The organism is Promicromonospora sp. Populi (assembly GCF_041081105.1).
Classification (GTDB): Bacteria; Actinomycetota; Actinomycetes; order Actinomycetales; family Cellulomonadaceae; genus Promicromonospora.
The window spans coordinates 1358718-1384674 of the sequence record NZ_CP163528.1 but is presented as its reverse complement, the minus strand read 5'-3'; the positions used below and the strand labels follow the sequence as shown (position 1 = coordinate 1384674).

General features: G+C 71.9%; 17 protein-coding genes and 1 tRNA gene. 13 read left to right on the top strand and 5 right to left on the bottom strand.

The window, feature by feature from the left end; all coding sequences use genetic code 11:
* Positions 1-42 precede the first annotated feature (42 nt).
* The 3 genes from pyk (at position 43) to AB1046_RS06120 (ending at position 4100) form a co-directional block, all read left to right on the top strand.
* Complete coding sequence (gene pyk, locus AB1046_RS06130) at positions 43-1479, top strand: pyruvate kinase (protein ID WP_369373403.1); 1437 nt, start codon at positions 43-45, stop codon at positions 1477-1479.
* A gap of 129 nt (positions 1480-1608) precedes the next feature.
* Positions 1609-3291, top strand: a complete 1683-nt coding sequence (locus AB1046_RS06125) for a RyR domain-containing protein (RefSeq protein ID WP_369373401.1) — start codon at positions 1609-1611, stop codon at positions 3289-3291.
* Complete coding sequence (locus tag AB1046_RS06120) at positions 3288-4100, top strand: oxidoreductase (RefSeq protein WP_369373399.1); 813 nt, start codon at positions 3288-3290, stop codon at positions 4098-4100. The genes AB1046_RS06125 and AB1046_RS06120 overlap by 4 nt, the downstream gene beginning before the upstream one ends.
* 32 nt (positions 4101-4132) lie before the next feature.
* Here AB1046_RS06120 and AB1046_RS06115 read toward each other — a convergent pair.
* Positions 4133-4216, bottom strand: a tRNA-Leu gene (locus AB1046_RS06115).
* Between the two features lie 82 nt (positions 4217-4298).
* Here AB1046_RS06115 and AB1046_RS06110 point away from each other — a divergent pair.
* Positions 4299-4961, top strand: a complete 663-nt coding sequence (locus AB1046_RS06110; RefSeq protein ID WP_369373394.1) for an ANTAR domain-containing response regulator — start codon at positions 4299-4301, stop codon at positions 4959-4961.
* Between the two features lie 142 nt (positions 4962-5103).
* Positions 5104-5757, top strand: a complete 654-nt coding sequence (locus AB1046_RS06105) for an N-acetyltransferase family protein (RefSeq protein ID WP_369373392.1) — start codon at positions 5104-5106, stop codon at positions 5755-5757.
* A 29-nt stretch (positions 5758-5786) separates the two neighbouring features.
* On the opposite strand, the gene AB1046_RS06100 is transcribed toward AB1046_RS06105, so the two are convergent.
* On the bottom strand, positions 5787-6128 hold the full coding sequence (locus tag AB1046_RS06100; RefSeq protein ID WP_369375594.1) for a hotdog fold thioesterase: 342 nt from the start codon (positions 6126-6128) through the stop codon (positions 5787-5789).
* 142 nt (positions 6129-6270) lie between these two features.
* Between AB1046_RS06100 and polA the strand changes: the two genes are divergently transcribed.
* A complete protein-coding gene (polA, locus tag AB1046_RS06095) occupies positions 6271-9000 on the top strand; it encodes a DNA polymerase I (RefSeq protein ID WP_369375592.1) in 2730 nt (909 codons plus the stop codon).
* Positions 9001-9025: 25 nt separating this feature from the next.
* Here polA and AB1046_RS06090 read toward each other — a convergent pair whose 3' ends face one another.
* Positions 9026-9829, bottom strand: a complete 804-nt coding sequence (locus tag AB1046_RS06090; RefSeq protein ID WP_369373390.1) for a class I SAM-dependent methyltransferase — start codon at positions 9827-9829, stop codon at positions 9026-9028.
* 205 nt (positions 9830-10034) lie between these two features.
* On the opposite strand from AB1046_RS06090, the gene AB1046_RS06085 reads away from it, so the two are divergent.
* From AB1046_RS06085 to AB1046_RS06060, 6 genes are all read left to right on the top strand, one after another.
* Positions 10035-11678, top strand: a complete 1644-nt coding sequence (locus AB1046_RS06085) for an ABC transporter substrate-binding protein (RefSeq protein ID WP_369373388.1) — start codon at positions 10035-10037, stop codon at positions 11676-11678.
* Positions 11679-11799: 121 nt separating this feature from the next.
* On the top strand, positions 11800-12807 hold the full coding sequence (locus AB1046_RS06080; protein ID WP_369373386.1) for an ABC transporter permease: 1008 nt from the start codon (positions 11800-11802) through the stop codon (positions 12805-12807).
* Positions 12804-13766: an ABC transporter permease gene (locus AB1046_RS06075; protein WP_369373384.1), complete on the top strand. Its 963-nt coding sequence runs from the start codon at positions 12804-12806 to the stop codon at positions 13764-13766. Before AB1046_RS06080 ends, AB1046_RS06075 begins: the two co-directional genes overlap by 4 nt.
* Positions 13763-15484, top strand: coding sequence for a dipeptide ABC transporter ATP-binding protein (locus AB1046_RS06070; protein ID WP_369373382.1), 1722 nt, complete (start codon positions 13763-13765; stop codon positions 15482-15484). The genes AB1046_RS06075 and AB1046_RS06070 overlap by 4 nt, the downstream gene beginning before the upstream one ends.
* A 186-nt stretch (positions 15485-15670) precedes the next feature.
* Entirely contained in the window at positions 15671-17161 is a 1491-nt protein-coding gene (gene rpsA / locus AB1046_RS06065) for a 30S ribosomal protein S1 (RefSeq protein WP_369373380.1), read from the top strand.
* A gap of 216 nt (positions 17162-17377) precedes the next feature.
* Complete coding sequence (locus AB1046_RS06060) at positions 17378-20119, top strand: tetratricopeptide repeat protein (protein WP_369373378.1); 2742 nt, start codon at positions 17378-17380, stop codon at positions 20117-20119.
* 39 nt (positions 20120-20158) lie between these two features.
* Here AB1046_RS06060 and AB1046_RS06055 read toward each other — a convergent pair whose 3' ends face one another.
* On the bottom strand, positions 20159-22027 hold the full coding sequence (locus tag AB1046_RS06055) for an ABC transporter ATP-binding protein (protein WP_369373376.1): 1869 nt from the start codon (positions 22025-22027) through the stop codon (positions 20159-20161).
* A gap of 166 nt (positions 22028-22193) precedes the next feature.
* Between AB1046_RS06055 and AB1046_RS06050 the strand changes: the two genes are divergently transcribed.
* Complete coding sequence (locus AB1046_RS06050) at positions 22194-23426, top strand: cytochrome P450 (RefSeq protein ID WP_369373374.1); 1233 nt, start codon at positions 22194-22196, stop codon at positions 23424-23426.
* A 21-nt stretch (positions 23427-23447) separates the two neighbouring features.
* Here AB1046_RS06050 and AB1046_RS06045 read toward each other — a convergent pair whose 3' ends face one another.
* Complete coding sequence (locus AB1046_RS06045) at positions 23448-25739, bottom strand: S8 family serine peptidase (RefSeq protein ID WP_369373372.1); 2292 nt, start codon at positions 25737-25739, stop codon at positions 23448-23450.
* Positions 25740-25957 lie beyond the last annotated feature (218 nt).

Sequence of the window (25957 nt, the reverse complement as noted above, 5' to 3'; positions counted from 1 at the left end):
CCCACAGGGCGCCACCGCGCCCAACGTGCCTAGGCTGGAGACATGCGCAGAGCCAAGATCGTGTGCACCATCGGACCCGCCACAGAGAGCCCCGAAAAACTTCGGGAGCTCGTAGACGCCGGCATGAACGTGGCGCGGATCAACCGCAGCCACGGCGAGCAGGAGGCGCACGCGGCCGTCTACCGCAACGTGCGAGAGGCCGCCAAGGAGGCGGGCAAGTCGGTCGCCATCCTGGTCGACCTGCAGGGCCCCAAGATCCGGCTCGGCCGGTTCGCGGGGGACGAGAAGCACTTCCTGAACAAGGGTGACACGTTCATCATCACCACCGAGGACATCGACGGTACGCGGGAGATCGTCTCGACGACCCACAAGGGGCTGCCGAACGACGCCAAGGTCGGCGACCCGCTGCTGATCGACGACGGCAAGGTGCGCGTGCGCGTCACCGCCGTCGAGGGGCCGCGTGTCATCACCGAGGTCGAGGTCCCCGGGCCCGTCTCGAACAACAAGGGCATCAACCTGCCCGGCGTCGCGGTCTCCGTGCCTGCCCTGTCCGACAAGGACGAGGCCGACCTGCGCTGGGCGCTCCAGCTCGGCACCGACTTCATCGCGCTGTCGTTCGTGCGGTCCGCCAAGGACTACGAGGACGTCCGCCGCGTGATGGAGGAGGAGGGCCGCACGGTCCCCGTCATCGCCAAGATCGAGAAGCCGCAGGCGGTGGAGAACCTCAGCGAGATCATCGCGGCGTTCGACGGCGTCATGGTGGCGCGTGGCGACCTCGCGGTCGAGATGCCGCTGGAGCAGGTGCCGCTCGTGCAGAAGCGCATCGTCGAGATGGCGCGGCGTAACGCCAAGCCGGTCATCGTCGCCACGCAGGTGCTCGAGTCGATGACGACGTCGCCCACGCCGACCCGCGCCGAGGCGTCGGACTGCGCCAACGCGGTGCTCGACGGCGCCGACGCCGTGATGCTGTCCGGTGAGACCTCGGTGGGCGACTACCCGATCCTCACCGTGGAGACCATGGCCCGGATCATCGAGGCCACGGAGGAGGCAGGCCGGGAGCGCATCGCGCCGCTCGGCTCGACCCCGCACACCCGCGGTGGCGCCATCACCCGCGCCGCGGCCGAGATCGGCGAGACGCTCGGGGTCAAGTACCTCGTCACGTTCACGCAGTCCGGTGACTCCGCCCGCCGGATGTCCCGCCTGCGCTCGTCCATCCCGCTGCTCGCCTTCACGCCGGAGCAGGACGTCGCCAACACGCTCGCCCTGACCTGGGGTACCACCGAGTACCTGGTGCCGAAGGTCGACAACGTCGACGCGATGGTCGACCAGGTGGACCTGACCCTGCAGAAGCAGGGCCTCGCCGAGAAGGGCGACCTGGTGGTTGTGGTCTCGGGTGCGCCGGTCGGCGTGCCGGGCACCACGAACTCGATCCTGGTGCACCGCATCGGTTCGCACGTCGACGGGTACAGCACCAACTGAAGTGGACGGCCGGCAGCGCCGGCCGCACGAACGGGTCCGGACCCCCTTGCGGGAGTCCGGGCCTTCTCGTGTCCCGGACCTTGGCCGGGCGACGAGGCGCTGGGGTAGATGTCGCTATTGTTCCTTCTCGTGTCTCGCGCCTCCTTTCCCTGGACCCGCCTCGGGTTCGCCGTCCTGGTAGTGGTCTCGCTCGGCCTCGGGTGGTGGGGCCTCACGCTCGACACCACGCACGTCCCGGGCCGCACCTGGTACGACGTCGTCTACCACGACCTGCAGCTCTTCGTGATGGGCGCCGACCCGGCCAGCGGCGGCGGCCCGCTCTCCTGGCAGCTTCAGGTCGCGCGGTTCCTCGCACCGGGCACTGCCGTCTACGCGCTGTTCGAGGCGGCACGCGCCCTGTTCACCGGCGAGATCCGCCGGTTCAGGGACCGGCGCGCCCGGGGGCACGCCATCGTCGTCGGACAGACCGGCGCCGCGGACACCGTCACGGCCGCGCTGCAGGAGGCCGGCCACCGGGTCCTGCGCGCCGCGGACGCCGAGGGCCTGCCCGCCGTCGGCCTCACCGGCGCGACCGTGCTGTACGCGTGCGGCGACGACACCACCGACGCAACCGCCAACGTGCTGACCGTGGCCGAGGCGGAGAACATCGTGCGCCGCGCGGGCAAGGGCCCCGAGCGGCTGTACGCCCACGTCAGCGACCCCGACCTCGGCATAGCGCTCCAGGCGCGGCACCTCAGCTGCGCCGAGCCGGGCGTCGACTTCTTCACGCTCGACGTGATCGCCGCCCAGGCGCTCGCGGTGCGCGAGGTGCGGCGGATCCTGGACGGCCCGGGCGGGCCCGCCACGGCGACGCACGTGCTGGTGATCGGTTCGGGCGAGTTCGCCAAGGCGCTGGTGGTGGGCCTGGCGCGCGAGTGGGAGCTCGCCGGCGACCGCGTGCGGCTGGTGGTCGACCTGCTGGCCGACGACGCCGTCGAGGTGGTCGCGGAGCTGCGCGCCCGGTGGTCGCCGGTCGCCGAGAAGATCGAGCTGCGGGTCGCGCCGGAGCCCGGGCGTGGGGGCGCCGCGGCGCCGGACACCGTGTACGTGTGCCACGCCGACGAGGGGGCATCCCTGCGGGTCGCGCTCACCGCTACGAAGCTGTGGCACGGCGGCCCCGGGTCGCTCGTGCTGCTGCTCGACGGCCTGGCGGGGCTGACCGGTGCCTTCGGCACCGAGGCCTCGCGGGTGCTCGACAACCTCGACGGGCGGCTGCGGACCGTGACCGTGCGCGGCCTGCTCGCCGACGTCGAGCGCGCGGAGGCCCGCGCGCACGACGACATGTACGAGCGGATCGCGCGGTCCGTGCATCACGTGTACCTGCGCAACCAGCTGGAGCGGGGCGTCGCCTGGGGCGAGGTGCCCGCCATGGTGCGCTGGGAGGACCTGTCCGAGGACCTGCGGGCGTCCAACCGGGGCTGGGTGGTGGGCCTGCCCGCTCGCCTGGCGCGGATGGGTGCGACCATCGCGCCGCGCGACGGGGCCCCGGAGGTGGTGTTCGAGGGCGCCGAGCTGGACAAGCTGGCCGAGGCGGAGCACGACCTGTGGGAGTCGGTGCGTGTGGCGCAGGGCTGGCGGGCGGGACCGGTGCGGGACGACAAGAACCGGGTGCACCCGATGATCGGCGTGCCGTGGGCGGACCTGTCCGAGGCGAACCGGGACAAGGACCGCGACGTGGTGCGGCTCCTGCCCGAGATCCTGGCGGAGTTCGGCCTGGAGGTCGTGCGATACGGTCCGTCCACGAACCCCCTGCTCGAAAGGTCTGCGCGATGAAGGTGTGTCTTGTCACGGGAGCCTCGTCCGGGATCGGGCTGGCGACCGCGCTCGACCTGCTGGCCGCGGGCTACGTCGTGTACGGCGCCGCGCGGCGCGTCGGGCGGATGGACGCGCTCCGGGCCGCGGGCGGGCACGTGGTCCCGACGGACCTGCGCGAGCCCGCGGACCTGGACCGGGTGGTCGAGACGGTGATCGCGGAGCAGGGGCGGATCGACGTGCTGGTCAACAACGCGGGGACGGTCCTGCACGGAGCCGTGGAGGACGTGCCGATCGGCACGGCCCGCGAGTACCTCGACCTGAACCTGCTCGCGCCCGCCAGGCTGGCCCAGCTCGTGCTGCCGCACATGCGGGCGCAGGGGTCCGGCACGATCGTCAACGTGTCCTCCGTCGCCGGCGAGATCGCGATGCCGCTCGGCGCCTGGTACTACGCGGCAAAGCACGCGCTCGAGGCGCTCTCCGACACGCTCCGCATGGAGGCCGGGGAGTTCGGGATCGACGTGGTGATCATCCAGCCCGGCATCATCAAGACCGAGTTCGGCGAGCACGCCGCCGACCAGCTCCGGGAGTTCTCCGGCGACGGCGCCTACCGGCACATGGCCAACGCCATGGCGGCCCGCACCGGGTCCGGTCCGGACCAGCAGGGTTCGGAGGGCAGCGTGGTCGCGGAGGTGATCCGGAAGGCGATCGAGGCAGACCGGCCGGAGACGCGCTACGCCGTCGGCCTCATGGCGGAGGACCTGCTGCAGCTCGGCCGCACGCTTCCGGACCGGGCGTTCGACGAGATAGTCCTGCGCTCCGTGCGCTGAGCCCTTGCTGGGCCTGGAGGCCTGTGGATGTGTGCCGGGTGTGGGACTCGAACCCACATGTCCTCTCGGACAGCGCTTTTTGAGAGCGCCGCGTCTGCCTGTTCCGCCAACCCGGCCTGCTGGACATAAAACATGTCCCGGCGGACATCGAACCACACCCCAGGTCCAGGCCCCAAGCCCGGGTCCGCGCATCGTAGGATGTACCCCGTGACCGACGAGAACACCGAGAAGCTTTCCCTGGATCTGCCCCCGCTGGTCGACGCCGAGCCGGCGGCCGCTCCTGCCAACCCCCGCCGCACCGCGATCGTGGTGGAGGACGAGGCGCTCATCCGCATGGACGTGGTGGAGACCCTGCGCGAGGCGGGCTTCGACGTGGTGGGCGAGGCCGGCGACGGCGAGACCGCCGTCAACCTGGCGATCGAGCTGAAGCCCGACGTCGTCGTGATGGACGTCAAGATGCCCGAGCTGGACGGCATCTCCGCCGCCGAGCGCATCGGCAAGGCCCACGCCGCGCCCGTGGTGCTGCTCACGGCGTTCTCGCAGACCGAACTCGTCGAGCGGGCGCGTGACGCCGGCGCGATGGCGTACGTCGTCAAGCCCTTCACCCCGGCCGACCTGCTGCCCGCCGTGGAGATCGCCATCTCCCGGTACTCGCAGATCGGCGCGCTGGAGGCCGAGGTCGCCGACCTCACCGAGCGCTTCGAGACCCGCAAGCGCGTGGACCGCGCCAAGGGCCTCCTGATGACGAAGATGGGCCTGTCGGAGCCGGAGTCGTTCCGCTGGATCCAGAAGACGTCGATGGACCGCCGCCTGACCATGCGCGAGGTCGCCGACGCCGTCATCGAGCAGGTCGGCGCCTGATCAGGGGCCGCGAAGGCGTCTGACGCCTGGCGGCCCTAGAGCGGGTGAAAAAGGGGTGAGCCGGTTTTCTGTGGGCCCGGTCAGGACTAGTGTCTGCGCGGAACCGGACCTCGCGTCCGTGCCCAAAGGAACCCGGGAGGAGATGAGCGTGCGTACAGTGTCCGACATTCATCTCGCACGCGAGGACGACCTGCCGGCCGTCGCCGCGCTGGCCACCGAGGCACGTGACGACTCGCCCACCGGGGCACAGCTCGGGGCCCAGGAGGCCGACCGGCTGCTGGAGCACCTCAGCGTCCTCCTCTCGGCGGGTGGCCACGTGCTGGTCGCACGGCTGGACGGCCAGGTCGTCGGCGTGATCCTCGGCCGGGTGGTGGCCGCGTACATGTTCGCGCAGCACGCGAGCCTGTACATCGACATGCTGTTCGTCGCCCCGCGGGCGCGCCGCCACGGCGTCGGGCACGCGCTGCTGCGCGCCGCCGCCGACCTCGCCGCCCAGCACGAGTGCCACGACATCTACTCCGCGCCGGTACCCGGCAACCGCGGGGTCCAGCGCTTCCTCGCCCGGCTCGGGTTCGCCCCGGCCGCGGGCCACCGCGTGGTCTCCGTCGCCGCGCTGCAGCGCCGCCTCGCGGCCGACGCCACGGCGACCGCCGGCCGCCGGTCCGCTCGCCTCGGTATCGAGGACCTCATCGCCCGACGCCGCCGCGCCCGCTCCGTCATGGAGTCCGGGCCCATCGACATGCGCACGGTGGGTGGCGGCGCGCCGTCCCGCCGCCACCCGGCGAAGGCCGGCTGAGCCTCGGCTCTGCGCGTCAGCTCTGCGCGTCAGCTCAGGATCAGGCAGGTCAGGCGGGCCGTGCACACGCGCTTGCCGGCATCGTCGACGATGACTATCTCGTAGGACGCCGTCGTGCGGCCCAGGTGGACCGCCGTCGCGGTACCCGTGACGTAGCCCTCGCGGGCCCCGCGATGGTGCGTGGCGCTGACCTCGATCCCCACGGTCTTCTTGCCCGGCCCAGCGTGCGCCTGCGCGGCCAGCGAGCCGAGCGTCTCGGCGAGCACCACCGACGCCCCGCCGTGCAGCAGCCCCGCCGGCTGCGTGTTGCCCTTCACCGGGAGCCGCCCGACCGCGCGGTCCGGCGCGAGCTCCAGGAGCTCCATCTCCATCCGCTCGAAGAGCGTGCCGGTGGTCTCCGCACCGGCGTACAAGGCCTTCCAGTCGGTGACGGCCGGCGGGGTGGCCGCTGGGCTGGTCTCCGTGCCGGCTGCTGGGGGCGTCGCGGAAGGGCTCGTGTCAGTCATGCGGGCTATGTTGTCAGGCGTGACCTCCACCGTGCCAAGCCGTACTCCGGGCAAGCCTGCGTCAGGCCGCCCCCGTCTCCTGCTGATCGATGGCCATTCCATGGCCTATCGGGCGTTCTACGCGCTGCCCGACACCCTCGCGACCAGCTCAGGACAGATCACCAACGCCGTCTACGGCTTCACGTCGATGCTGACGAACCTGCTCCGGGACGAGCAGCCGACCCACATGGCTGTTGCGTTCGACGCGGGCCGGGTGACGTTCCGCACCGAGCGGTTCCCCGAGTACAAGGGCACGCGAGCCGCCACGCCGGACGCGTTCAAGGGGCAGGTGCCGCTCATCAAGGAGGTGCTGGACACCCTGCGCGTTCGGTCGGTCGAGCTCCCGGGCATCGAGGCGGACGACATCCTCGCCACGCTCGCCACGCAGGCCAGTGCCGCCGGTATGGACGTGCTGGTGTGCTCGGGCGACCGCGACACGCTGCAGCTCGTCAATCGCGACGTCACGGTGCTGTACCCGAAGAAGGGCGTGTCCGAGCTGGCCCGCATGGACCCGGCAGCGGTCGAGGCCAAGTACGGCGTCCCGCCCGAGCGCTACCCGGACCTGGCGGCCCTCGTGGGCGAGACCAGCGACAACCTGCCGGGGGTGCCCGGCGTCGGGCCCAAGACGGCCGCCAAGTGGATCACCGCGCACGACGGCCTCGCCGCGCTGCTCGACGCCGCGGACGAGGTCAAGGGCAAGGCCGGCGAGAGCCTGCGCGAGCACCTCGAGCAGGTGCGGCTGAACCGAGAGATCAACGCGCTCCTGACCGACGTCGAGCTGCCGCTCGGGGTGGCCGACCTCGCCCTGGAGGGCTTCGACCGCGAGGCCGTGCACCTCGTCTCCGACACCCTGCAGTTCGGCCAGCTGCGTGATCGCCTGCTCGCCGTGGACCCCGCGGGCGTTGCCGACGAGGAGGTCCCGACGGAGGCCGGGGTCGAGCTCGACCTGGTCGACGTTATCCCCGGCTCACTCGGCGACTGGCTGGCGGCCCGGACGGAGCAGGTGGGCGTGGAGGTGGCCGGCAAGGCGGTACCCGGCGGCGGCGATGCCTGGGCCGTGGCCGTGGCGGAGCCCGACGGCGTGGCCGCCTACCTCGATCTCACGCAGCTCGGACCCGAGGACGAGAAGGCGCTCGCGGCCTGGCTGGCCGACGCGGGGGCGCCCAAGACCCTGCACGGCGCCAAGGCGGCGGCCCACATGCTCTCCGCGCGCGGCCTGGACCTCAACGGCGTCGTGTTCGACACCGAGCTCGCGGCCTACCTGTGCTACCCCGACCAGCGGGGCTATGACCTGGGGGACCTCGCGGTGCGCCACCTCGGCCATCCGCTCAAGGTCGTGGAGCCCGAAGGCGCCCAGGGCGCCCTGGACCTCTCGCTCGAGGGCGAGTCCGAGGGGCAGGCCGAGGCGGTGCGCGCCCACGGCGTCGCCGAGCTGGCGACCGCCCTGGCGGGCGAGCTCGCCGACCGCGGGGCCACCCACCTGCTGGACGACGTCGAGCTGCCGCTGTCGGCCGTGCTGGCACGGATGGAGCGCACCGGCATCGCCGCCGATACCGAGTACCTCACCGGCCTGGAGAAGCAGTTCGCGCAGGGGGTGGCCGACGCCGCCGCCGACGCGTACGCCGTGATCGACCGCGAGGTGAACCTCGGCAGCCCCAAGCAGCTGCAGGAGGTCCTGTTCGACCAGCTGGGCATGCCCAAGACGAAGAAGATCAAGACCGGGTACACAACCGACGCGGCGAGCCTGCAGGACCTGTTCGTCAAGACGGAGCACCCGTTCCTCGCGCACCTGCTGGCCCACCGCGACGTGTCGCGCCTGCGGGTCACGGTGGAGGGGCTGCTCAAGTCCGTCGCCCCGGACGGCCGCATCCACACGACGTTCCAGCAGACCATCGCCGCCACCGGCCGCCTGAGCTCGACCGACCCGAACCTGCAGAACATCCCGATCCGCACGGAGGCCGGCCGGCAGATCCGGCGGGCCTTCCAGGTCGGTGCCGGCTTCGAGTCGCTGCTGACTGCCGACTACAGCCAGATCGAGATGCGGATCATGGCGCACCTGTCGGGTGACGAGGGCCTGATCGCAGCGTTCAACTCGGGGGAGGACCTGCACCGGTACGTGGGCTCGCGGGTGTTCGAGGTCGAGCCCGCCGACGTGACGCCGGAGATGCGCTCCAAGATCAAGGCGATGTCGTACGGCCTGGCCTACGGCCTGAGCGCGTTCGGCCTGTCGCAGCAGCTGAACATCGCCACGAGCGAGGCGCAGACCCTGATGGACGACTACTTCGAGCGGTTCGGGGGCGTGCGCGACTACCTCGCGGGTGTGGTCGAGGAGGCCCGCGCCACGGGTTACACCGCGACCATCCTGGGCCGGCGCCGCTACCTGCCCGACCTCACGAGCGACAACCGGCAGCGCCGCCAGATGGCCGAGCGTATGGCGCTCAACGCGCCGATCCAGGGGAGCGCCGCCGACATCATCAAGCTCGCCATGCTCGGTGTGCAGCGTGAGCTAGACGCGCGGGGGCTCACCTCGCGCCTCCTGCTGCAGGTGCACGACGAGCTCGTTCTCGAGGTCTCGCCGGGGGAGCGGCCCGCGGCGGAGGAGGTGCTGCGCACCCAGATGGGCGCCGCCTTCGAGCTGAACGTCCCGCTGGACGTCTCGGTAGGCACGGGCCAGACCTGGCACGAGGCGGGCCACTGATCGGCGCAGGCACCAGGTCTCGCCGTTACTCCGGGCGGGTTGTCACGAATATTGCTGTGCCCGGGAGGTAGCGGCCGCGGTCCGGGCCCCAGCCGCCCCAGGTCTGGGTGTTCCAGTCCGGCCACTCCGGTTCGACCAGGTCCACCAGGCGCAGGCCCGCGGCGGCGATGTCGCGCACGTGGTCGCCGACGGTGCGGTGGTACTCCGCGTACAGGACGCGGCCCGCGGCGTCGGCCTCCACGTAGGGGCGGCGGTCGAAGTACGAGCGGGTCGCCGTCAGGCCGCGGGTTGTCGGGTCGTCCGGGAACGCCCACCGCAGGGGGTGGGTCACCGAGAACACCCAGCGGCCGCCAGGGCGCAGCACCCGGACGACCTCGCGGTGCACCGCACCGGCGTCGGGCACGAACGGGAGGGCGCCGAACGAGGTGAAGACGATGTCGAACGAGCCGTCCGCGAACGGCAGCGCCCGCGCATCCGCCTGGACCAGGGGTACGACGACGCCGGTGGCGCCGTCGAGGCGAGTGGCGCCCGCCAGCATGCCCGCCGAGTAGTCGGTGGCGACCGCTCGGGCGCCGCGGGAGACCAGCCAGCGCGAGCAGTGCGCGGCTCCGGCCCCGACCTCCAGGACGTCCCGCCCGGCGACGTCGCCCAGCAGGCCCGCCTCCGCCTCGGTGAGCCCCTCCGGGCCCCAGCGGAACCCGGCGTCGCCGAGGAAGTCCCGATGCTCGTCGAGGTACTCGCCGGCGTTGGCGTCCCACCAGCTGCGGGCCGCGCCGCCGTCGTCCGGCAGGTCGCGGTAGCCGAAGGACACGGGCTCGTCGTTGCTCACGGAGCCATCATCCACGCCCGCACGGCTGGGTGAACTACCCGCCACTTACCACAGTCCTGGCGGTAACGAAAGGGTCACGATTGGATTGCGAGTGGAGGAGCGAAATACGGAAGCAACGAAAGGGCTCCTAAGGTCAGCCCAAACGTCTGCGCGCCGTCGTGCCCGAACCCGGGACCCGCCGGTGCGCCCGAGGAAGGAGAGTGCCATGCGTCGACGCGCTACGCGCCTCGCGGGCGGCGTCACCTTGGTGACCGCGCTCGCAGTAGCGCTGAGTGGTTGTGTCGCGAGCGAGCGGGACCCCGAGGGTAGTGGGGGGGACGCCAAGACCACGTTCGTGTTCGCCGCCTCCGCCGACCCCGGCTCGCTCGACCCGGCGTTCGCCAGTGACGGCGAGTCGTTCCGGGTCGCACGCCAGATCTTCGAGGGCCTCGTCGGTGTCGAGCCCGGCACCGCCGACCCCGCTCCGCTGCTCGCGGAGAGCTGGGACATCAGCGAGGACGGCCTGGAGTACACCTTCCACCTCAAGGAGGGCGTCACGTTCCACGACGACACGCCCTTCGACGCCGAGGCCGTGTGCTTCAACTTCGACCGCTGGGCCAGCTGGACCGGCCTGGCCGCGTCGGAGTCGCTGTCGTACTACTACACGCACGTGTTCGGTGGTCAGGGCGAGAACGGCAAGTACGAGTCCTGCGCGGCCTCCGACGCCGCAACGGCCGTCGTGACGCTGCGGAGCCCGCTGCCCGAGCTCGTGCCGGCGCTCTCGCTGCCGTCGTTCTCGATCCAGTCGCCCACGGCGCTGGAGGAGTTCGGCGCTGACGAGATCGGTGGCGCCGAGGACGCGCCCGAGCTCTCCGAGTACGCCATGGGGCACCCGGTCGGGACCGGCCCGTACACGTTCGAGTCGTGGAACACCGGCGAGTCGATCAACCTCAGCGCGTACGACGACTACTGGGGCGAGTTCGGCGACGTCCAGGAGATCGTCTTCACGGTGATCGCCGAGCCCACCGCGCGCCGCCAGGCGCTCGAGGCCGGCGACATCGACGGTTACGACCTGGTCGCCCCCGCCGACGTCGACGCACTCGCGACGGCCGGCTACCAGATCCTGGACCGTGAGCCCTTCAACATCCTGTACCTGGGCATGAACCAGGCGCAGGCGCCGCTGGACGACCCGCTGGTGCGCCAGGCGATCGCCCACGCGATCGACAAGGAGGCGCTGGTCCAGGCCGCGCTCCCCGAGGGCACCGAGGTCGCCACGCAGTTCGTCCCGTCGATCGTGTCGGGCTACAGCGAGGACGTCGCCACGTACGAGTACGACCAGGACCTCGCGCGTGAGCTCCTGGCCGAGGCCGGGCAGGAGAACCTCGAGCTCGAGTTCAACTACCCGACCGACGTCTCGCGGCCGTACATGCCGGACGCGGCGGCGATCTACGAGGCCATCTCGGCCGACCTGGAGGAGGTCGGCATCACGGTGACGGCAACGCCGGAGCCGTGGAGCCCCACCTACCTCGACACCATCCAGGGCAGCGCGAACCACGGGCTGCACCTGCTGGGCTGGACGGGTGACTACAACGACACCTACAACTTCATCGGCACGTTCTTCGGCGCCGAGTCGTCCGAGTGGGGCTTCAACGACCCGGACCTCTTCCAGAGCCTGAGCGACGCCCGCTACGCGCCGGTCGCCGACCAGGAGGCGCTGTACCAGGCTGCGAACGAGGCAGTGATGGACTTCCTGCCGGGTGTGCCGCTGGCCAGCCCCGTGCCGTCGCTCGCGTTCACCGAGCAGGTCCAGGGTTACCCGGTCTCGCCGGTGCAGGACGAGGTCTACAACGTCATCACGTTCACCGAGTAGGAGAACGAAGATGACATACCTAGGGTGCATCACGCCTTAGGGTGAACTGCTCAGGTCGGGGCGCGGCGCCTGCCGCGCCCCGACCGTTGTCCGTCACATCAAGAACTTTACGAGGATAGGTATGCTCCGCCTCATCGTGCAGCGGTTGCTGCTCTTGATACCGCTGCTGCTAGGGCTGTCGGTGCTGTTGTTCGCATGGGTCCGGGCCTTGCCCGGCGGCCCCGCCACTGCCCTGCTGGGCGAGCGCGCCACACCCGAGGCCGTCGCCAGGATCAACACCCTGTACGGGTTCGACCAGCCGTTGCACATCCAGTACTTCAGGTACCTGGGCCGCCTGCTGACCGGAGACTTCGGTGTCTCCACGCGGACCGGACGCCCGGTGCTGGACGAGTTCATGACGCGGTTCCCCGCGACGATCGAGCTGACCGTGGTGGCGCTGATCATCGCGATCGGCATCGGCATCCCGCTGGGTTACATCGCGGCCCGTCGCGCCGGCTCGTTCATCGACCACTCGTCGGTGGTCGTGTCGCTGATCGGCGTGACCGTGCCGGTGTTCTTCCTCGCGTTCATCCTGAAGTACGTGTTCGCCGTGGAGCTGGGCTGGTTCCCCTCCACCGGGCGCCTGGATCCAACGATGGTCGCCACCCATCCGACAAACTTCTACGTCCTGGACGGCCTGCTCACCGGTGAGTGGGACGCGGCCTGGGACGCACTGGTGCACCTGATCCTGCCCGGCATCGCGCTCGGCACCATCCCGCTCGCGATCGTGGCGCGCATGACGCGCGCCGCCGTGTCCGAGGTGCAGAACGCGGACTACGTCCGCACCGCCCGCGCCAAGGGCATCAAGGCGGCCCGGCTGCGCGGTGAGCACATCCTGCGCAACTCGATGCTCCCGGTGCTGACGACTATCGGCCTGCAGGTGGGCCTGCTGCTCTCAGGAGCGGTGCTCACCGAGACCGTGTTCGCGTTCGCCGGCATCGGCTCGTTCCTCGCCGAGGCCGTGTTCAACGCCGACTACCCGGTGATGCAGGGCTTCGTCCTGATGATCGCGATCGTGTACGCCCTCGTGAACCTGCTCGTCGACGTCTCGTACGGGCTGATCGACCCCCGGCTGAGGAGGCAGCAATGAGCGCAGGAGAGCTTCCCGTGACCGGAGGCGCGGCCGCCGAGCCGCTCCACACCAGCATCCACGGTGACGGCCCGGACGGACCCGACCGTGCCGGTGAGGGCGTCTGGGCGCGAGCCTGGCGCACGCTGCGCAAGAACCCCGTGGCGATCGCCGGGTTCGTCATCGTCGCGGCCTTCGTCCTGGTGGCGCTGCTCGCGCCGCTGCTCGCCCCGTACGGCCCCAGCGAGCTGCCGGGCCGCGCCGACGTGCGCCCGACGATGATCCCCGGACCGTCGTCCGACTACCTGCTCGGCCTGGACCGCTACGGCGGCGACGTGCTGAGCAAGCTGATCTGGGGTGCGCGGGCCTCGCTCCTGGTCGGTGTCCTGTCCACGCTGTTCGGCCTCGCCGGCGGTATGGCGCTGGGCCTGCTCGCGGGCTGGTTCGGCAAGTGGGTCGACTTCGCCGCGATGCGCCTCGTGGATCTCATGCTGTCCGTGCCGTCGCTGCTCCTGGCCGTGTCGATCGCCGCGATCGCGGGCCAGTCGTCGATGTCGGTGATCATCGCCATCGGTGTGGTGCAGATCCCGATCTTCGCCCGGCTGCTGCGCGGCTCGATGCTCGCGCAGCGCGGCCAGGACTACGTGCTGGCCGCGTCAGCGCTGGGCCTGAGCCGGCGCTCGGTGACGATGAGCCACGTGCTGCCCAACAGCGTCGGCCCCGTCATCGTGCAGGCCACGCTGACCCTGGCGACTGCCGTCATCGAGGCCGCCGCGCTCTCCTTCCTGGGCCTGGGCGGCGGCGAGCCGTCCACGGCCGAGTGGGGTCGCATGCTGACGGCCGCGCAGCAGGAGCTGGCGGTCGCACCGCGGCTCGCGATCCTGCCCGGTATCTGCATCGCCGTGACGGCCCTCGGCTTCACCCTCGTGGGCGAGAGCCTGCGCGAGGCCCTCGACCCCCGGAACAGGACCCGACGATGAGCGACACCCCTGACAAGAAGACTCCCGACGACGTCGTCCTGCGCGTCGAGGACCTGTGCGTCGACTTCCGGACCGAGGGCGGCGCCGCGCGCGCCGTCGCAGGCGCGAACCTGACGATCCGGCGCGGCCAGACCGTCGCGGTCGTGGGGGAGTCGGGTTCCGGCAAGACCACCCTGGCGATGGCGGTGCTGGGCCTGCTGGCGAGCAACGGGTCCGTGGCCGAGGGCCACATCTGGTTCAAGGACGAGGACCTGGGCCACGTGTCCGCGCAGCGGATGGCGCAGCTGCGGGGCACGGAGCTTGGCCTCGTGCCCCAGGACCCGATGACCAACCTCGACCCGATCATGCGGATCGGGCAGCAGATCGACGAGGGCCTGATCGACAACGGCCTGCGGACCCGGCGTGACGCGCGCACGCGCACGGTCGAGCTGCTCGAAGAGGTCGGTCTGCCGGACGCCCGGCGCCGGGCCTCCCAGTACCCGCACGAGTTCTCCGGCGGCATGCGCCAGCGCGCGCTCATCGCCATGGGCCTCTCAGGCCGCCCGGCGCTGCTCGTCGCGGACGAGCCGACCTCCGCCCTGGACGTCACCGTGCAGCGCGGCATCCTGGACCAGCTCGCCGGCCTGACGCAGGAGCTCGGCACCGCGGTGCTGCTGATCACGCACGACCTCGGCCTCGCGGCCGAGCGCGCCGACGTCGTGGTGGTCATGTACCACGGCGAGATCGTGGAGCAGGGGCCGGCCCGCAAGGTGCTCACCGCGCCGCAGCACGAGTACACGAAGCGGCTCATGGCGGCGGCCCCGTCGCTCGCCTCGCGCCGCATCGAGATCGCGCGCGAGCGCGGCCTCGACGACGTGCTCGACGACGCCCTGCTGGCCCGCGGCGAGGACGTCGCCGCCGACGGCGCGGACGGGGCTGACGTCCTGGTCTCCGTCAAGGACGTGAGCAAGGTCTTCTCCATCCGCGGCAGCGGCCTGCTGTCCCGGAGCAAGGACTTCACCGCCGTGGACGGGGTCAGCCTCGACATCCCGCGCGGCTCCACGGTCGCCGTGGTGGGGGAGTCGGGCTCGGGCAAGTCGACGCTGGCCCGGATGATCCTCGACATCGAGAAGCCCACCACCGGCTCCATCACGTTCGACGGCGGCCTCGTGGGCGCGGGCAACCACCGGGACCAGATCGCCTACCGGCGCCGGGTGCAGCCCGTGTTCCAGGACCCGTACTCGTCGCTCGACCCGCTCTACTCGGTGTACCGCGCGATCGAGGAGCCGCTGCGTGCGCACTCCTACGGTGACGCCGCGGCCCGCCGGGCTCGCGTGGAGGAGCTCGCCGACCAGGTGGCGCTCAGCAAGGGCCACCTGCGTCGGTTCCCCGCCGAGCTGTCCGGCGGCCAGCGGCAGCGGGTCGCGATCGCCCGCGCGCTCGCGCTGTCGCCCGAGCTCGTGGTCTGCGACGAGGCCGTCTCGGCGCTCGACGTAGTGGTCCAGGCGCAGATCCTGCAGCTGCTCGCCGGCCTGCAGGAGGAGCTGGGGCTCACCTACCTCTTCATCACGCACGACCTCGCCGTCGTGCGGCAGATCGCGGACCGCGTGCTGGTGATGCAAGAGGGCCGCGTGGTCGAGGAGGGGACCGTCGACACGGTGTTCGACTCGCCGAGCACGGACTACACGCGAGCGCTGCTCGACGCGATCCCGGGCAAGGACCTGGAGCTCGCGCTCTGAAGTCCGCACCGAGCACCTCTCTGGACCCTGCACGGCGCCCTGAGCTCGCGTTGACCAGGGCGCCGCAGCGCCACTAGGATGGCTGGCGGTGCCGTGCGCCCTTTGGCGACCATCGGCCCCACCCAAGCACAGCCCCATCAGTCCCTGTCCGTACTACGCCATGTCCGCATCGGAGCATCGAACTCAATGACCATCTCCACCCCTGCGAAGTCCGCACCCCAGGTTGCCATCAACGACATCGGCACCGAGGAGGACTTCCTTGCTGCCATCGACGCCACCATCAAGTACTTCAACGATGGGGACATCGTCGAAGGCACGATCGTCAAGGTGGACCGCGACGAGGTCCTTCTTGACATCGGCTACAAGACCGAGGGTGTGATCCCGTCCCGGGAGCTCTCGATCAAGCACGACGTCGACCCTGGCGAGGTTGTCGCCGTCGGTGACGCCGTCGAGGCCCTGGTCCTCCAGAAGGAGGACAAGGAAGGCCGTCTGATCCTGTCCAAGAAGCGCGCACAGTACGAGCGCGCCTGGGGCACGATCGAGAAGATCAAGGAAGAGGACGGCGTCGTCACCGGCACCGTCATCGAGGTCGTCAAGGGCGGCCTGATCCTCGACATCGGCCTGCGCGGCTTCCTCCCCGCCTCCCTCGTGGAGATGCGTCGTGTCCGCGACCTCCAGCCGTACGTCGGCAAGGAGATCGAGGCCAAGATCATCGAGCTCGACAAGAACCGGAACAACGTCGTGCTCTCGCGCCGTGCCTGGCTCGAGCAGACGCAGTCCGAGGTTCGCTCGACCTTCCTGCAGACGCTGCAGAAGGGCCAGGTGCGCCCGGGTGTCGTCTCCTCGATCGTCAACTTCGGTGCGTTCGTGGACCTCGGCGGCGTCGATGGTCTGGTGCACGTCTCCGAGCTGTCCTGGAAGCACATCGACCACCCCTCCGAGGTTGTCGAGGTGGGCCAGGAGGTCACCGTCGAGGTGCTCGACGTCGACTTCGACCGCGAGCGTGTCTCCCTGTCGCTGAAGGCGACGCAGGAGGACCCTTGGCAGACCTTCGCCCGCACGCACGCCATCGGTCAGGTCGTGCCGGGTAAGGTCACCAAGCTCGTCCCGTTCGGTGCGTTCGTGCGCGTCGAGGACGGCATCGAGGGCCTGGTCCACATCTCGGAGCTGGCCGTGCGCCACGTCGAGCTGCCCGAGCAGGTTGTCACCGTCGGTGCCGAGGTCTTCGTCAAGGTCATCGACATCGACCTGGAGCGTCGCCGCATCTCGCTGTCGCTCAAGCAGGCCAACGAGGGTGTGGACCCGGAGTCCGAGGACTTCGACCCCGCGCTGTACGGCATGGCCGCCGAGTACGACGAGGCCGGGAACTACAAGTACCCGGACGGCTTCGACCCGGAGACCAACGAGTGGCTCGATGGCTTCGAGACCCAGCGCGAGGCGTGGGAGGCGGAGTACGCCAAGGCGCACGAGCGCTGGACCGCGCACCGCAAGCAGGTCGCCGAGGCGCTGACCGCCGACACCGAGGCGTCGACCGAGGCCCCGGCCTCGGCTCCCGCCGGTGGCAGCAGCAGCAGCGGTGGCAGCACCACCTACTCCTCGGCTCCGGTCGAGGAGGTCGGCACGCTGGCTTCGGACGAGGCGCTCGCCGCGCTCCGCGAGAAGCTCACGGGCAACTGATCTGAGCTGTTCGACGGCCCGTCGTCCCCTTCGGGGGACGGCGGGCCGTCGGCGTTCCCGGCCTCGGGCCGGGCCATTTTTTCGGACTGCGGTGCACGCGCCCGGATCTGGGTCATCCGCACGCCCCTGACCTGGGGAAACACTGCGATCGGCGGGTTCCGGGCGTATCACAGACCTGCTGGCCAGGACCGTCGCTGTGGGGTTTGATGACTGCCCATGAGTCGACCCGGACCCGAAGAGGCGTGGGGCGCGAGCCCGGCGGGCCTCCTTGCGCCGGAGCGCGCGGTGGTGCCGTTCACGGGCCGCGGGCGTGAGCTCTCGGACCTGCGGTCCTGGGTGCGGTCGGGGGAGCCGGTGGCGCTGCGCCTGCTGTGCGGGCTCGCAGGGGTCGGCAAGACGCGCCTGGCGCTGGAGCTCGGCCGGCGGCTGCGGCGCACCGCCTGGACAGTGGTCCACGTGCCGCCGGGGCAGGAGGCGGCCGCGGTGTCCGCGACGGCCGACGCCCGGCGTGTGCTGCTGGTCGTGGACGACGCCGCGTCGCGGCCCGGCCTGCCGGCGCTGTTCGACGCCGTCGGGCGGACCAGGACCCGCGGCCGGCTGCGCGTCCTGTTGATCGCGCGGACCGGCGGGCTGTGGTGGCGACGGGAGCGGTGGACCAGCACGCTGTGGGCGGGGCGGACGCCGTCGGTCACCCAGCTGGCGCTCGAGCCGGAGCTCGACCAGAGCCTGGCCGCCGGGTTCGATCCCGTGCTCGGCCTGGCGGTCGACCGGTCGGACGACTACCGCGCGCACCTGGAGGCGGCAGTCGCCCGGTTCGCCCGGGCCCTGGGCCGTCCGGTGCCTGAGCTGCTGTTCCAGCCCGCGCCGGGCCAGCACCTGCGCGCCCTTGACCTGCAGGCTGCCGCGCTCGCCGCGGTGCTCGTCGGCGGTCACGAACCCGTCGACCCGGCCGGCGCGCTGGACGTGGTGCTCGACCACGAGCGCGCCGGGTGGGCGCGCTCGGCCGCCGCGGCGGGGCTGGACCCGGGTGCCGCAGAGGCCGCGCTCGCCGTGGCGACGCTGCTGGGGGACCGCACTGATGACGGCTTGCGCGGCGCGCTGCACCGCGCGGGCGTGGAGCCGGCGGCAGGCCGGGCAGCGGCCGCCGTCGACTGGCTCCGGGCGCACCTCCTGACCGTCCCCCGCCTGGCGGAGCTGCTCGTCGCACGCGTCCTGGCGACGTCGGACGAGCTGACCGCCGCCTGTACCCGCGACCTGGCACCGCAGCAGGCGTTCACGACGGTCGCGTTCGCGACGTCGATGGCCCTGGACCGGCCCGCCACGGGCGGGGACGTGTCCGGGAGGCTGATCGAGGCGGTGACGGCCGCCCTGCCCGACGGGCACCCCGAGGACCTGCCCGGCCTGATCCGGGTGGCGCGCCGGCTGCCGCGGTCGTCCGGCCCGCTGGCCGTCCCCGTGCTGGACCGCCTCACGCGCCGGGTGGCGAAGCTCGCCGAGACCGCCGGCGACACCGCCCAGCGCGGCGAGGCGCTGACCGACCTCGGGATCGTGCTGGTCGCCGAGGGGGAGCCCGGCGCGGCCGTGGCCCGGCTGCAGGAGGCGGTGGGCCTGTGGCGCGGCCTCGTCCGGGCCGACGAGGTGCGGTACCGCCCCGCGCTGTGCACCGCGCTGAACAACCTCGGGACGGGGTACTGGGCGGTCGGCAGGCACAGCGACGCCCTGGCCGTCCAGGAGGAGGTCATCAACCTGTGCCGCCAGCTGCCCGCCGGCGACGCACCGTGGGCCGACGCCGAGCACGCTCGCGCCCTGCAGAGCGCCGGGGTGTCCTACACGGAGCTGGGCCGGGTGGGCGAGATCGAGGTGGCACAGCGCGCCGCCCTCGACATCTACCGCCGCCTCGCCGAGGGCGACCCCGTCCAGTACGAACCACGCGTCGCCGCGGTACTGGGCAACTTCGAGGCCCTCACCGAGAACGGGCGGCCCGCGGACGCGCTGCCCGCGAACGCGGAGGCCGTAGCGATCCGGCGCCGGCTGGCCGCCGCCCGCCCCGAACACCTCGGCGAGCTGGCCTGGTCGCTCGGCCAGCTCGGCACCACGCTGGAGGCCCTCGGGCGCTACGAGGAGGCGGGCGTGGTGCTCCTGGAGGCACTGGAGCTGCAGCGCGGGCTCGCGAAGGAGAACGAGCGGGGCACGCGGCCCGACCTCGCCGGCGCGCTGTCCGCGCTCGGCGCCCTGTACTCGACCACGGGCCGCGCCGACGAGTCGCTCCGGCTGGAGCGGGAGGCGCTGGAGATCCGGCGCGGGCTCGCCCGCGAGCACCCCGACCGGTACCTGCACTACCTCGCCCACTCGCTCTCCAACCTCGGCGTCACGTACGCCCGGCGCGGCAGGTATGACGAGGCGGTGCTGCTGGAGGAGGAGGCGGTGGGCATCCGCCGGGGGCTCGCGAGCCAGAACGCCCGATCGCTGAAGTACCTCGCGCAGTCCCTGTCCAACCTCGGCGTGCGATACGCCGACCTGGGCCGGTTCGACGAGGCCCTCCCGCCCACCCAGGAGGCCGTCGACATGCTGCGCCGCCTCGTGCGCGACCAGCCGGAGAAGTACCGCACCGGCCTCGCCGAGGCGCTCGCGAACCTGGGCGCGACCCTCCTTGACCTGGACCGGGCCGACGACGCGCTGCGGCCCATGAAGGAGGCGGTGATGATGCGGCGGCAGCTCGCCGTCGAGAACCCGGACAAGCACCGGCCCGACCTGGCGCTGGCTGTCTCCAACCTCGCCAGCGCGCTGAGCGCGGTCGGCGACAACGCCGCCGCGCTCGGGCACGCGCGGGACGCCGTGGAGATGCGCCGACGGCTCGCTGCCGACCTGCCGGAGCGGTACCGGCCCGAGCTGGAGCGGTCCCGGCGGGTGCTCGCGCAGATAGAGGCCGCGATCGGGCGTCCGGAGGCCGTGCGCTAGCTGGGCCGCCAGCCGGGCCGCCGGGCGCCGGCCCCTGGGTCAGGCCGTCTCCGCGAACTGCGTCCGGTACAGGTCGGCGTACAGGCCCCCGGCGGCGATCAGCTCGGCATGCGTCCCGGACTGGACCACCCGCCCGTCGTCGAGCACCACGATCAGGTCCGCAGCGCGGACCGTGGACAGCCGGTGCGCGATGACCAGCGAGGTCCGTCCGGCGAGCGCCTGGTCGAGGGCCGCCTGCACTGCCGCCTCGGACTCCGAGTCGAGGTGCGCCGTCGCCTCGTCGAGCACCACGACGTCGGGCGCCTTCAGGAGCAGCCGGGCGATCGCGAGGCGCTGCCGCTCGCCGCCCGACAGCCGGTAGCCGCGGTCGCCCACCACGGTCTCCAGCCCGTCGGGCAGGCGCTCGACCAGGTCCCAGATGCGCGCCTGGCGCAGCACCCGCTCCAGGTCGGCGTCCGTCGCCTCCGCCCTGACGAACCGCAGGTTCTCCGCCATCGTGTCGTGGAACAGGTGCGCGTCCTGGGAGACGACGCCGATCGTGGCGCGCAGGGACTCGAACGTCACGTCGCGCAGGTCGGTCCCGGCGATGCGCACCGCGCCCGACGTCGGGTCGTACATGCGGCTGACCAGCTGGGACACCGTGGTCTTCCCCGCCCCGGACGGGCCGACGAGCGCCACCATCGAGCCCGCGGGAACCTCGAACGAGACGTCGTGCAGCGTGTCCGACGTCGGGTCCTTGCGTCGGGTGGCCACCGACTCCAGGGAGGCGAGCGAGACCTCGTCGGCCCGCGGGTACCGGAACGTGACCCCCGCCAGAGAGACGGACGCACCCCGGACGGCGACGGCGGCGCGCAGGTCGACGGCGTCCGGCTTCTCGGCCACCGACGGCTCCAGGTCCAGCACCTCCAGCACCCGCTCGAACGAGACGAGCGCCGTCATGATGTCGACCTGGACGTTGGCCATCGCCGTCAGAGGCCCGTACAGGCGCGTGAGGTACGTCGCCAGCGCCACGACGGTACCGACGGTCAGCTCACCGGCGATGGCCTGGAGGCCGCCCAGCCCGTACACGCCCGCTACGGCCAGCGACGCGATGGTGGAGAGACCCACCCGGAACCACGTCCCCAGCAGCGCGGTCCGCACGCCCAGGTCGCGGCGCTCGCGGGCGGGACCCGCGAACCGCTCGGACTCGGTGGCCGGGTCGCCGAAGACCTTCACGAGGTGGGCGCCGGACACGTTGAACCGCTCGTTCATGACCTGGCCCAGGTCGGCGTCGACCTCCATGCCGCGCCGGGTCAGGGCGGCGAGCCGGCGGCCGAACCAGCGGGCCGGGAACACAAAGAGCGGCACCAGCACGAGCGCCCCGAGGGTGAGCTGCCACGACATGGTGAACATCGCCGCGAGCGTGAAGGTGATGGTCAGCGTGTTGGAGACCACGGTCTGCAGGGTCGAGGTGAAGGCGCGCTGCGCCCCGAGCACGTCGCCGTTGAGGCGCTGCACCAGGGCGCCGGTGCGGGCCAGGGAGAAGAAGGCGAGCGGCATGCGCTGCACGTGGTCGAACACGGCGACCCGCAGGTCGAGGATGAGGCCCTCGCCGACCTGGGACGAGACGAGCCGGTCGGCCACGGACAGCCCGGCGGCCAGGATCGCGAGCAGCCCCGCGGCGGCCGCCAGCAGGACCACCAGGCGCGTGTCGCCGTCGACTATGCCGTCATCGATGATCCGCTGGAACAGCAGCGGCGTGGCCGCGCCCGCCGCGGCCTCCAGGGCAAGGATCAGGACGAACAGGATGAGCCGGCCCCGGTAGGGGCGGGCGAACCCGGCGATGCGCCGCAGCGTGGCCCACCCCAGCCGCTGCTGGACGACGGAGCCGTCCTGGGTGAACGAGCGCATCGCGCGACCGCCGCCCATGCTCCCACCGCCTCCTTGCAAGCTCACCCTGGCATCGTCCCATGCGGGACCACAGGGGTGTTACGCGTTCCTAGCCGCTCGTGATAGAAACCCACGATCGGGCGTCTACGCAGGTCGCCCAACGATTCGATGGACAATTTTGATGAATATCGATGGGTGGAGTGCCATGTCTGACTCAGAACCGCAGCGCAGCGGAGGTCGAGTGGCGCTGGTGGAGCTCACCGGCGCGAAGGACATGACCGCGGCGCTGCTCAGGCTCCAGGAGCAGTGGGGGCCGGTGGCGCCGGTCGACCTCGAGCCCGGCGTGCCTGGCTGGCTCGTGCTGGGCCACGCCGAGGTCATGGAGGTGATGCGCACCGAGAGCGTCTTCGCCCGGAACCCGCGGCACTGGAAGGAGCAGCTGCCGATGGGGTCGACCCTGCACGCCATCCTGTCCCCGGCCGGACGGCGCGCGCTGTACTACGCGGACGGCCCGGACCACCGGCGGCTGCGCCTGCCGATGGACGAGGCCTTCGCCGGGATCGACGAGGCGCACACCGCGGCCCTCGTGCGCGGCGTCTGCAGCCGGCTCATCGACTCGTTCGCGGCCCAGGGCCACGCGGACCTGATCGGCGGGTACGCCGCCGCCGTCTCGTTCCTGGCCGTGTCAGGCATGTTCGGTTTCGACGAACGCCAGGGCATCGCCCTGCTGCGGTGCGCGCACGGCATCTTCGGGCACGGTGGTGACGCCGTGGCGGCCCTGGCCGACATGGACCAGATAGTGCTGGACCACGTGCTGGCGACCCGGGACAACCCGGGACCGAACCTGACCGCCCGCCTCGTCGAGCACCCCAGCTTCGAGAGCGACACGGAGATAGTGCACTCCATGGTGGTCGCGATCTGCGCGGCCAACGAGATGCTCGTGACCTGGATCGCCGCCACGCTGCGCCGCATGCTCACCGACCCCCGGTACACCGGGCGGGTCACCGGGGTGCGGCGTGGCCTGGACGACGCGATGGACGAGACCCTGTGGAGCGAGCCGCCCGTGGCGAACCTGCCCGCCCGGTACGCCGTGACCGACTGCACGCTGGGCACCGCCCGGATCCGGGCGGGGGACGCGATAGTGATGGGTGTCGCCGCCGCGAACAACGACCCCCGCGTGCGCACCGGCGACGACCTGTTCGAGGCAGGCAACCGGTCGCACCTGTCGTTCGGGGTCGGGCCGCATGCCTGCCCGGCCCGGCGCCCCGGCCGGCTGGTCGTCAAGATCGCGGTGGAGAGCCTCATGGAGCGCCTGGACCTCCGGCTGACCGACCCGGAGGTGACCTGGGCGCCGTCGCCCTGGTCGCGGTACCCGGCGGAGCTGCCGGTGGCGTTCACGCCCGAGCGGCAGGCGGCCCGGACGCCCGCCCGGGTCTGACCCGGGCGGGCTCCGGGGCACCTACGGCCGGGGCGTGAGGGACCAGCCGGTGAGGGTCCCCGCGTCGCCCGTTGCGGTGTCCTGGACGCGGAGGTTCCAGGTGCCGTCCACGGGTTCGGAGGCCAGGTTGACGACGAACGTCTGGTGCACGTCGTCGGTGGCGCCGCCGACCTTGTCGAGGAGCGGGTAGACACTGCCGTCGGGGGCGACCAGCCGCACGACGAGGTCGCCGCGGTAGGGGTGGGTGATGTCCACGCGGACCTGCGCCGACGCCGAGCCGTTGCCGGGGCAGCTCGACAGGGTGATCGGGCTGTTGATCGTGGTGTTGTCGGGGATCGGCACGTCGGTGGTGTTCGTGCCGGCGCAGACCGGCGGCGGGCTGGTCGGCGGATCAAGGTGGAGCGCCCAGGAGTTGATGAACCCGGTGTCCCCGGGCTGGGTGTCCCGGACGCGCAGGCGCCACGGCCCGTTGGCGGACTCGGCCGACAGGTTGACCGGGTAGCTGGTGTTGATCCCGTCGGCCGCGCCGCCCGTGCCGCGGTGCAGCGGGTAGGCCGTACCGTCCGGGGCGATCAGATCGACGTAGAGGTCGCCGATGTAGCTGTGCACTATCGCGACGTCAACTACCGCGGCCGTGCTGGGGGTTGCGGCGCAGCCCGTGACGGAGACGACCGACTCGACCGTCCCATTGTCCTGGATCGGCACGTCGCTGGCGTTGGTCTGGGTGCAGCCCGGCGGGCCGGCCACGGTCAGGCGGTAGGTGGCGGCGTGCCACGTCGCGCCGCGCGCGCGGACCTGGACCAGGTAGGTCCCCGGTGGCGCTGACGTCGCGGCGGTCATCGTGAGCGTGGACGTCTCGCCCGAGGTGACGGTGGCCGGGTCGAACGACGCCGACACGCCGGCCGGGAGTCCGCGTGTGGTCAGGGCGACCGGCTGCGGGTCGCCGAGCGTGGTGCTGGTCGAGACGGTGGTCGTGAGCGATGCTCCCGCCTGGACGATCCCCTCGGTGGGGTCGACCGATACCGCGAAGTCCCGGGTGGGCGGCGGCACGTCCCCGGTGTACAGCAGGCGGTTCGGTGAGCCGGCGCCGGCTCCCGTCACGACGTCGGGGGTGGTGGCGTCGAGCAGGGCGGCCGAGACCTGGGCCGGGGTGAGCGCGGGACCCGTCGCGAGGTAGAGGGCGGCGGCGCCGGCCACGTGGGGTGCGGCCATCGAGGTGCCGTTGATCGTGTTCGTGGCGGTGTCGCTGGTGTGCCAGGCCGAGGTGATCGACGAGCCGGGCGCGAACAGGTCGAGGCAGGTGCCGACGTTCGAGTAGGCAGCCCTCGCGTCGGCGCTGGTGGTGGCGCCCACAGTGAGCGCCGCGGGCGTGGACGCGGGGGAGCGGGTGCACGCGTCGGTACCTGTTTCGTTGCCGGCCGCCACCGCGTAGGTGATCCCGTCGGCGACCGAGGCGGTCACGGCATCGTTCACGGCCTGGCTGAACCCGCCGCCGAGCGACACGTTGGCGACCGCCGGCTCACCCGGCTGATGGTGGGCGGTGACCCAGTCGATCCCCGCGATCACGTCCTCGGAGGTGCCCTCGCCCGCGCATTCCAGCACCCGGACCCCGACCAGGGAGACGTCCTTGGCGATGCCGTGGGCCTCGCCGCCGACGGTGCCGGCCACGTGGGTGCCATGGCCGTTGCAGTCGGTCGCATCGGCGTCGCCGTCGACGATGTCGGTGCCCGAGACGGCGCGGTCCTCGAAGTCCTGGTGGCTCGTCCGGATCCCGGTGTCGATGACATAGGCCGTCACCCCGGCGCCGGTGTTCGGGTAGGTGTAGGAGGCGGTCAGGGGCAGGGCGCGCTGGTCGGCCCGGTCCAGGCCCCAGCTCGGGGTCGGCGCCTGGACGTCAGCCACGCTCATCCGCTGGTTCGCCTCGACATACGCGACCGACGGGTCCCGGCTGAGCCGGCGGGCGTCGGCGGCGGACATGGTCGCGCTGAACCCCGAGACCGTGTGCTCGAACGTGCTCCGCAGCTCGCCGGAGAACGCCTTCGCCAGAGCCCGGGACTCGGCGGCCACGCGGGACGGCGCGGCGTCGTCGAGCACGACGATGTACTCGCCCGGGATCGCAGCGGGGCTCCGCTCGCCGAGGATGTCGCCGGCCTGTGCGGGCGGTGCGCCCGGGCCTGCCACCGCAGGCAGCGCGCCGGGAGCCAGCGCGACGGACGCCAGGACGACGGCGACGGCGGTGGCCACGCCGAGAGCGACCGCGCCGGGCGACGTGCGGCGTGCGGGACCGGCCTGCGGGTTGATCGACTGACTCATGGTTGCCTCCCAGATCGCGGATCACCGTACGGCGCCGCACTCCGGGCCGGCAGAGGTCGTGCCACACCGCTGTGGGTGATTCGGCCGTGGTCGAAATGAGAGCGATCTGTTAGCCCTCCCCAAGATGCTCGCCTGTGTGGTGTCCGGCTGAGGTGCCGGACGACGACGAAGGGTTGAGCGATGCGTTCAGGCGGGGATTCCGAGTCAGGCACGAGGGC

Bases quoted from the DNA above. Each gene is read 5' to 3' on its own strand.
- pyk (WP_369373403.1), top strand. From the start codon at position 43: ATGCGCAGAGCCAAGATCGTGTGCACCATCGGACCCGCCACAGAGAGC.
- AB1046_RS06055 (WP_369373376.1), bottom strand. From the start codon at position 22,027: ATGGGCGGCGGTCGCGCGATGCGCTCGTTCACCCAGGACGGCTCCGTC.
- AB1046_RS06110 (WP_369373394.1), top strand. From the start codon at position 4,299: ATGTACCCCGTGACCGACGAGAACACCGAGAAGCTTTCCCTGGATCTG.
- AB1046_RS06070 (WP_369373382.1), top strand. From the start codon at position 13,763: ATGAGCGACACCCCTGACAAGAAGACTCCCGACGACGTCGTCCTGCGC.
- AB1046_RS06100 (WP_369375594.1), bottom strand. From the start codon at position 6,128: ATGGAGATGGAGCTCCTGGAGCTCGCGCCGGACCGCGCGGTCGGGCGG.
- rpsA (WP_369373380.1), top strand. From the start codon at position 15,671: ATGACCATCTCCACCCCTGCGAAGTCCGCACCCCAGGTTGCCATCAAC.
- AB1046_RS06060 (WP_369373378.1), top strand. From the start codon at position 17,378: ATGAGTCGACCCGGACCCGAAGAGGCGTGGGGCGCGAGCCCGGCGGGC.
- AB1046_RS06085 (WP_369373388.1), top strand. From the start codon at position 10,035: ATGCGTCGACGCGCTACGCGCCTCGCGGGCGGCGTCACCTTGGTGACC.
- AB1046_RS06120 (WP_369373399.1), top strand. From the start codon at position 3,288: ATGAAGGTGTGTCTTGTCACGGGAGCCTCGTCCGGGATCGGGCTGGCG.
- AB1046_RS06075 (WP_369373384.1), top strand. From the start codon at position 12,804: ATGAGCGCAGGAGAGCTTCCCGTGACCGGAGGCGCGGCCGCCGAGCCG.
- AB1046_RS06050 (WP_369373374.1), top strand. From the start codon at position 22,194: ATGTCTGACTCAGAACCGCAGCGCAGCGGAGGTCGAGTGGCGCTGGTG.
- AB1046_RS06105 (WP_369373392.1), top strand. From the start codon at position 5,104: ATGAGCGTGCGTACAGTGTCCGACATTCATCTCGCACGCGAGGACGAC.
- AB1046_RS06045 (WP_369373372.1), bottom strand. From the start codon at position 25,739: ATGAGTCAGTCGATCAACCCGCAGGCCGGTCCCGCACGCCGCACGTCG.
- AB1046_RS06080 (WP_369373386.1), top strand. From the start codon at position 11,800: ATGCTCCGCCTCATCGTGCAGCGGTTGCTGCTCTTGATACCGCTGCTG.
- polA (WP_369375592.1), top strand. From the start codon at position 6,271: ATGTTGTCAGGCGTGACCTCCACCGTGCCAAGCCGTACTCCGGGCAAG.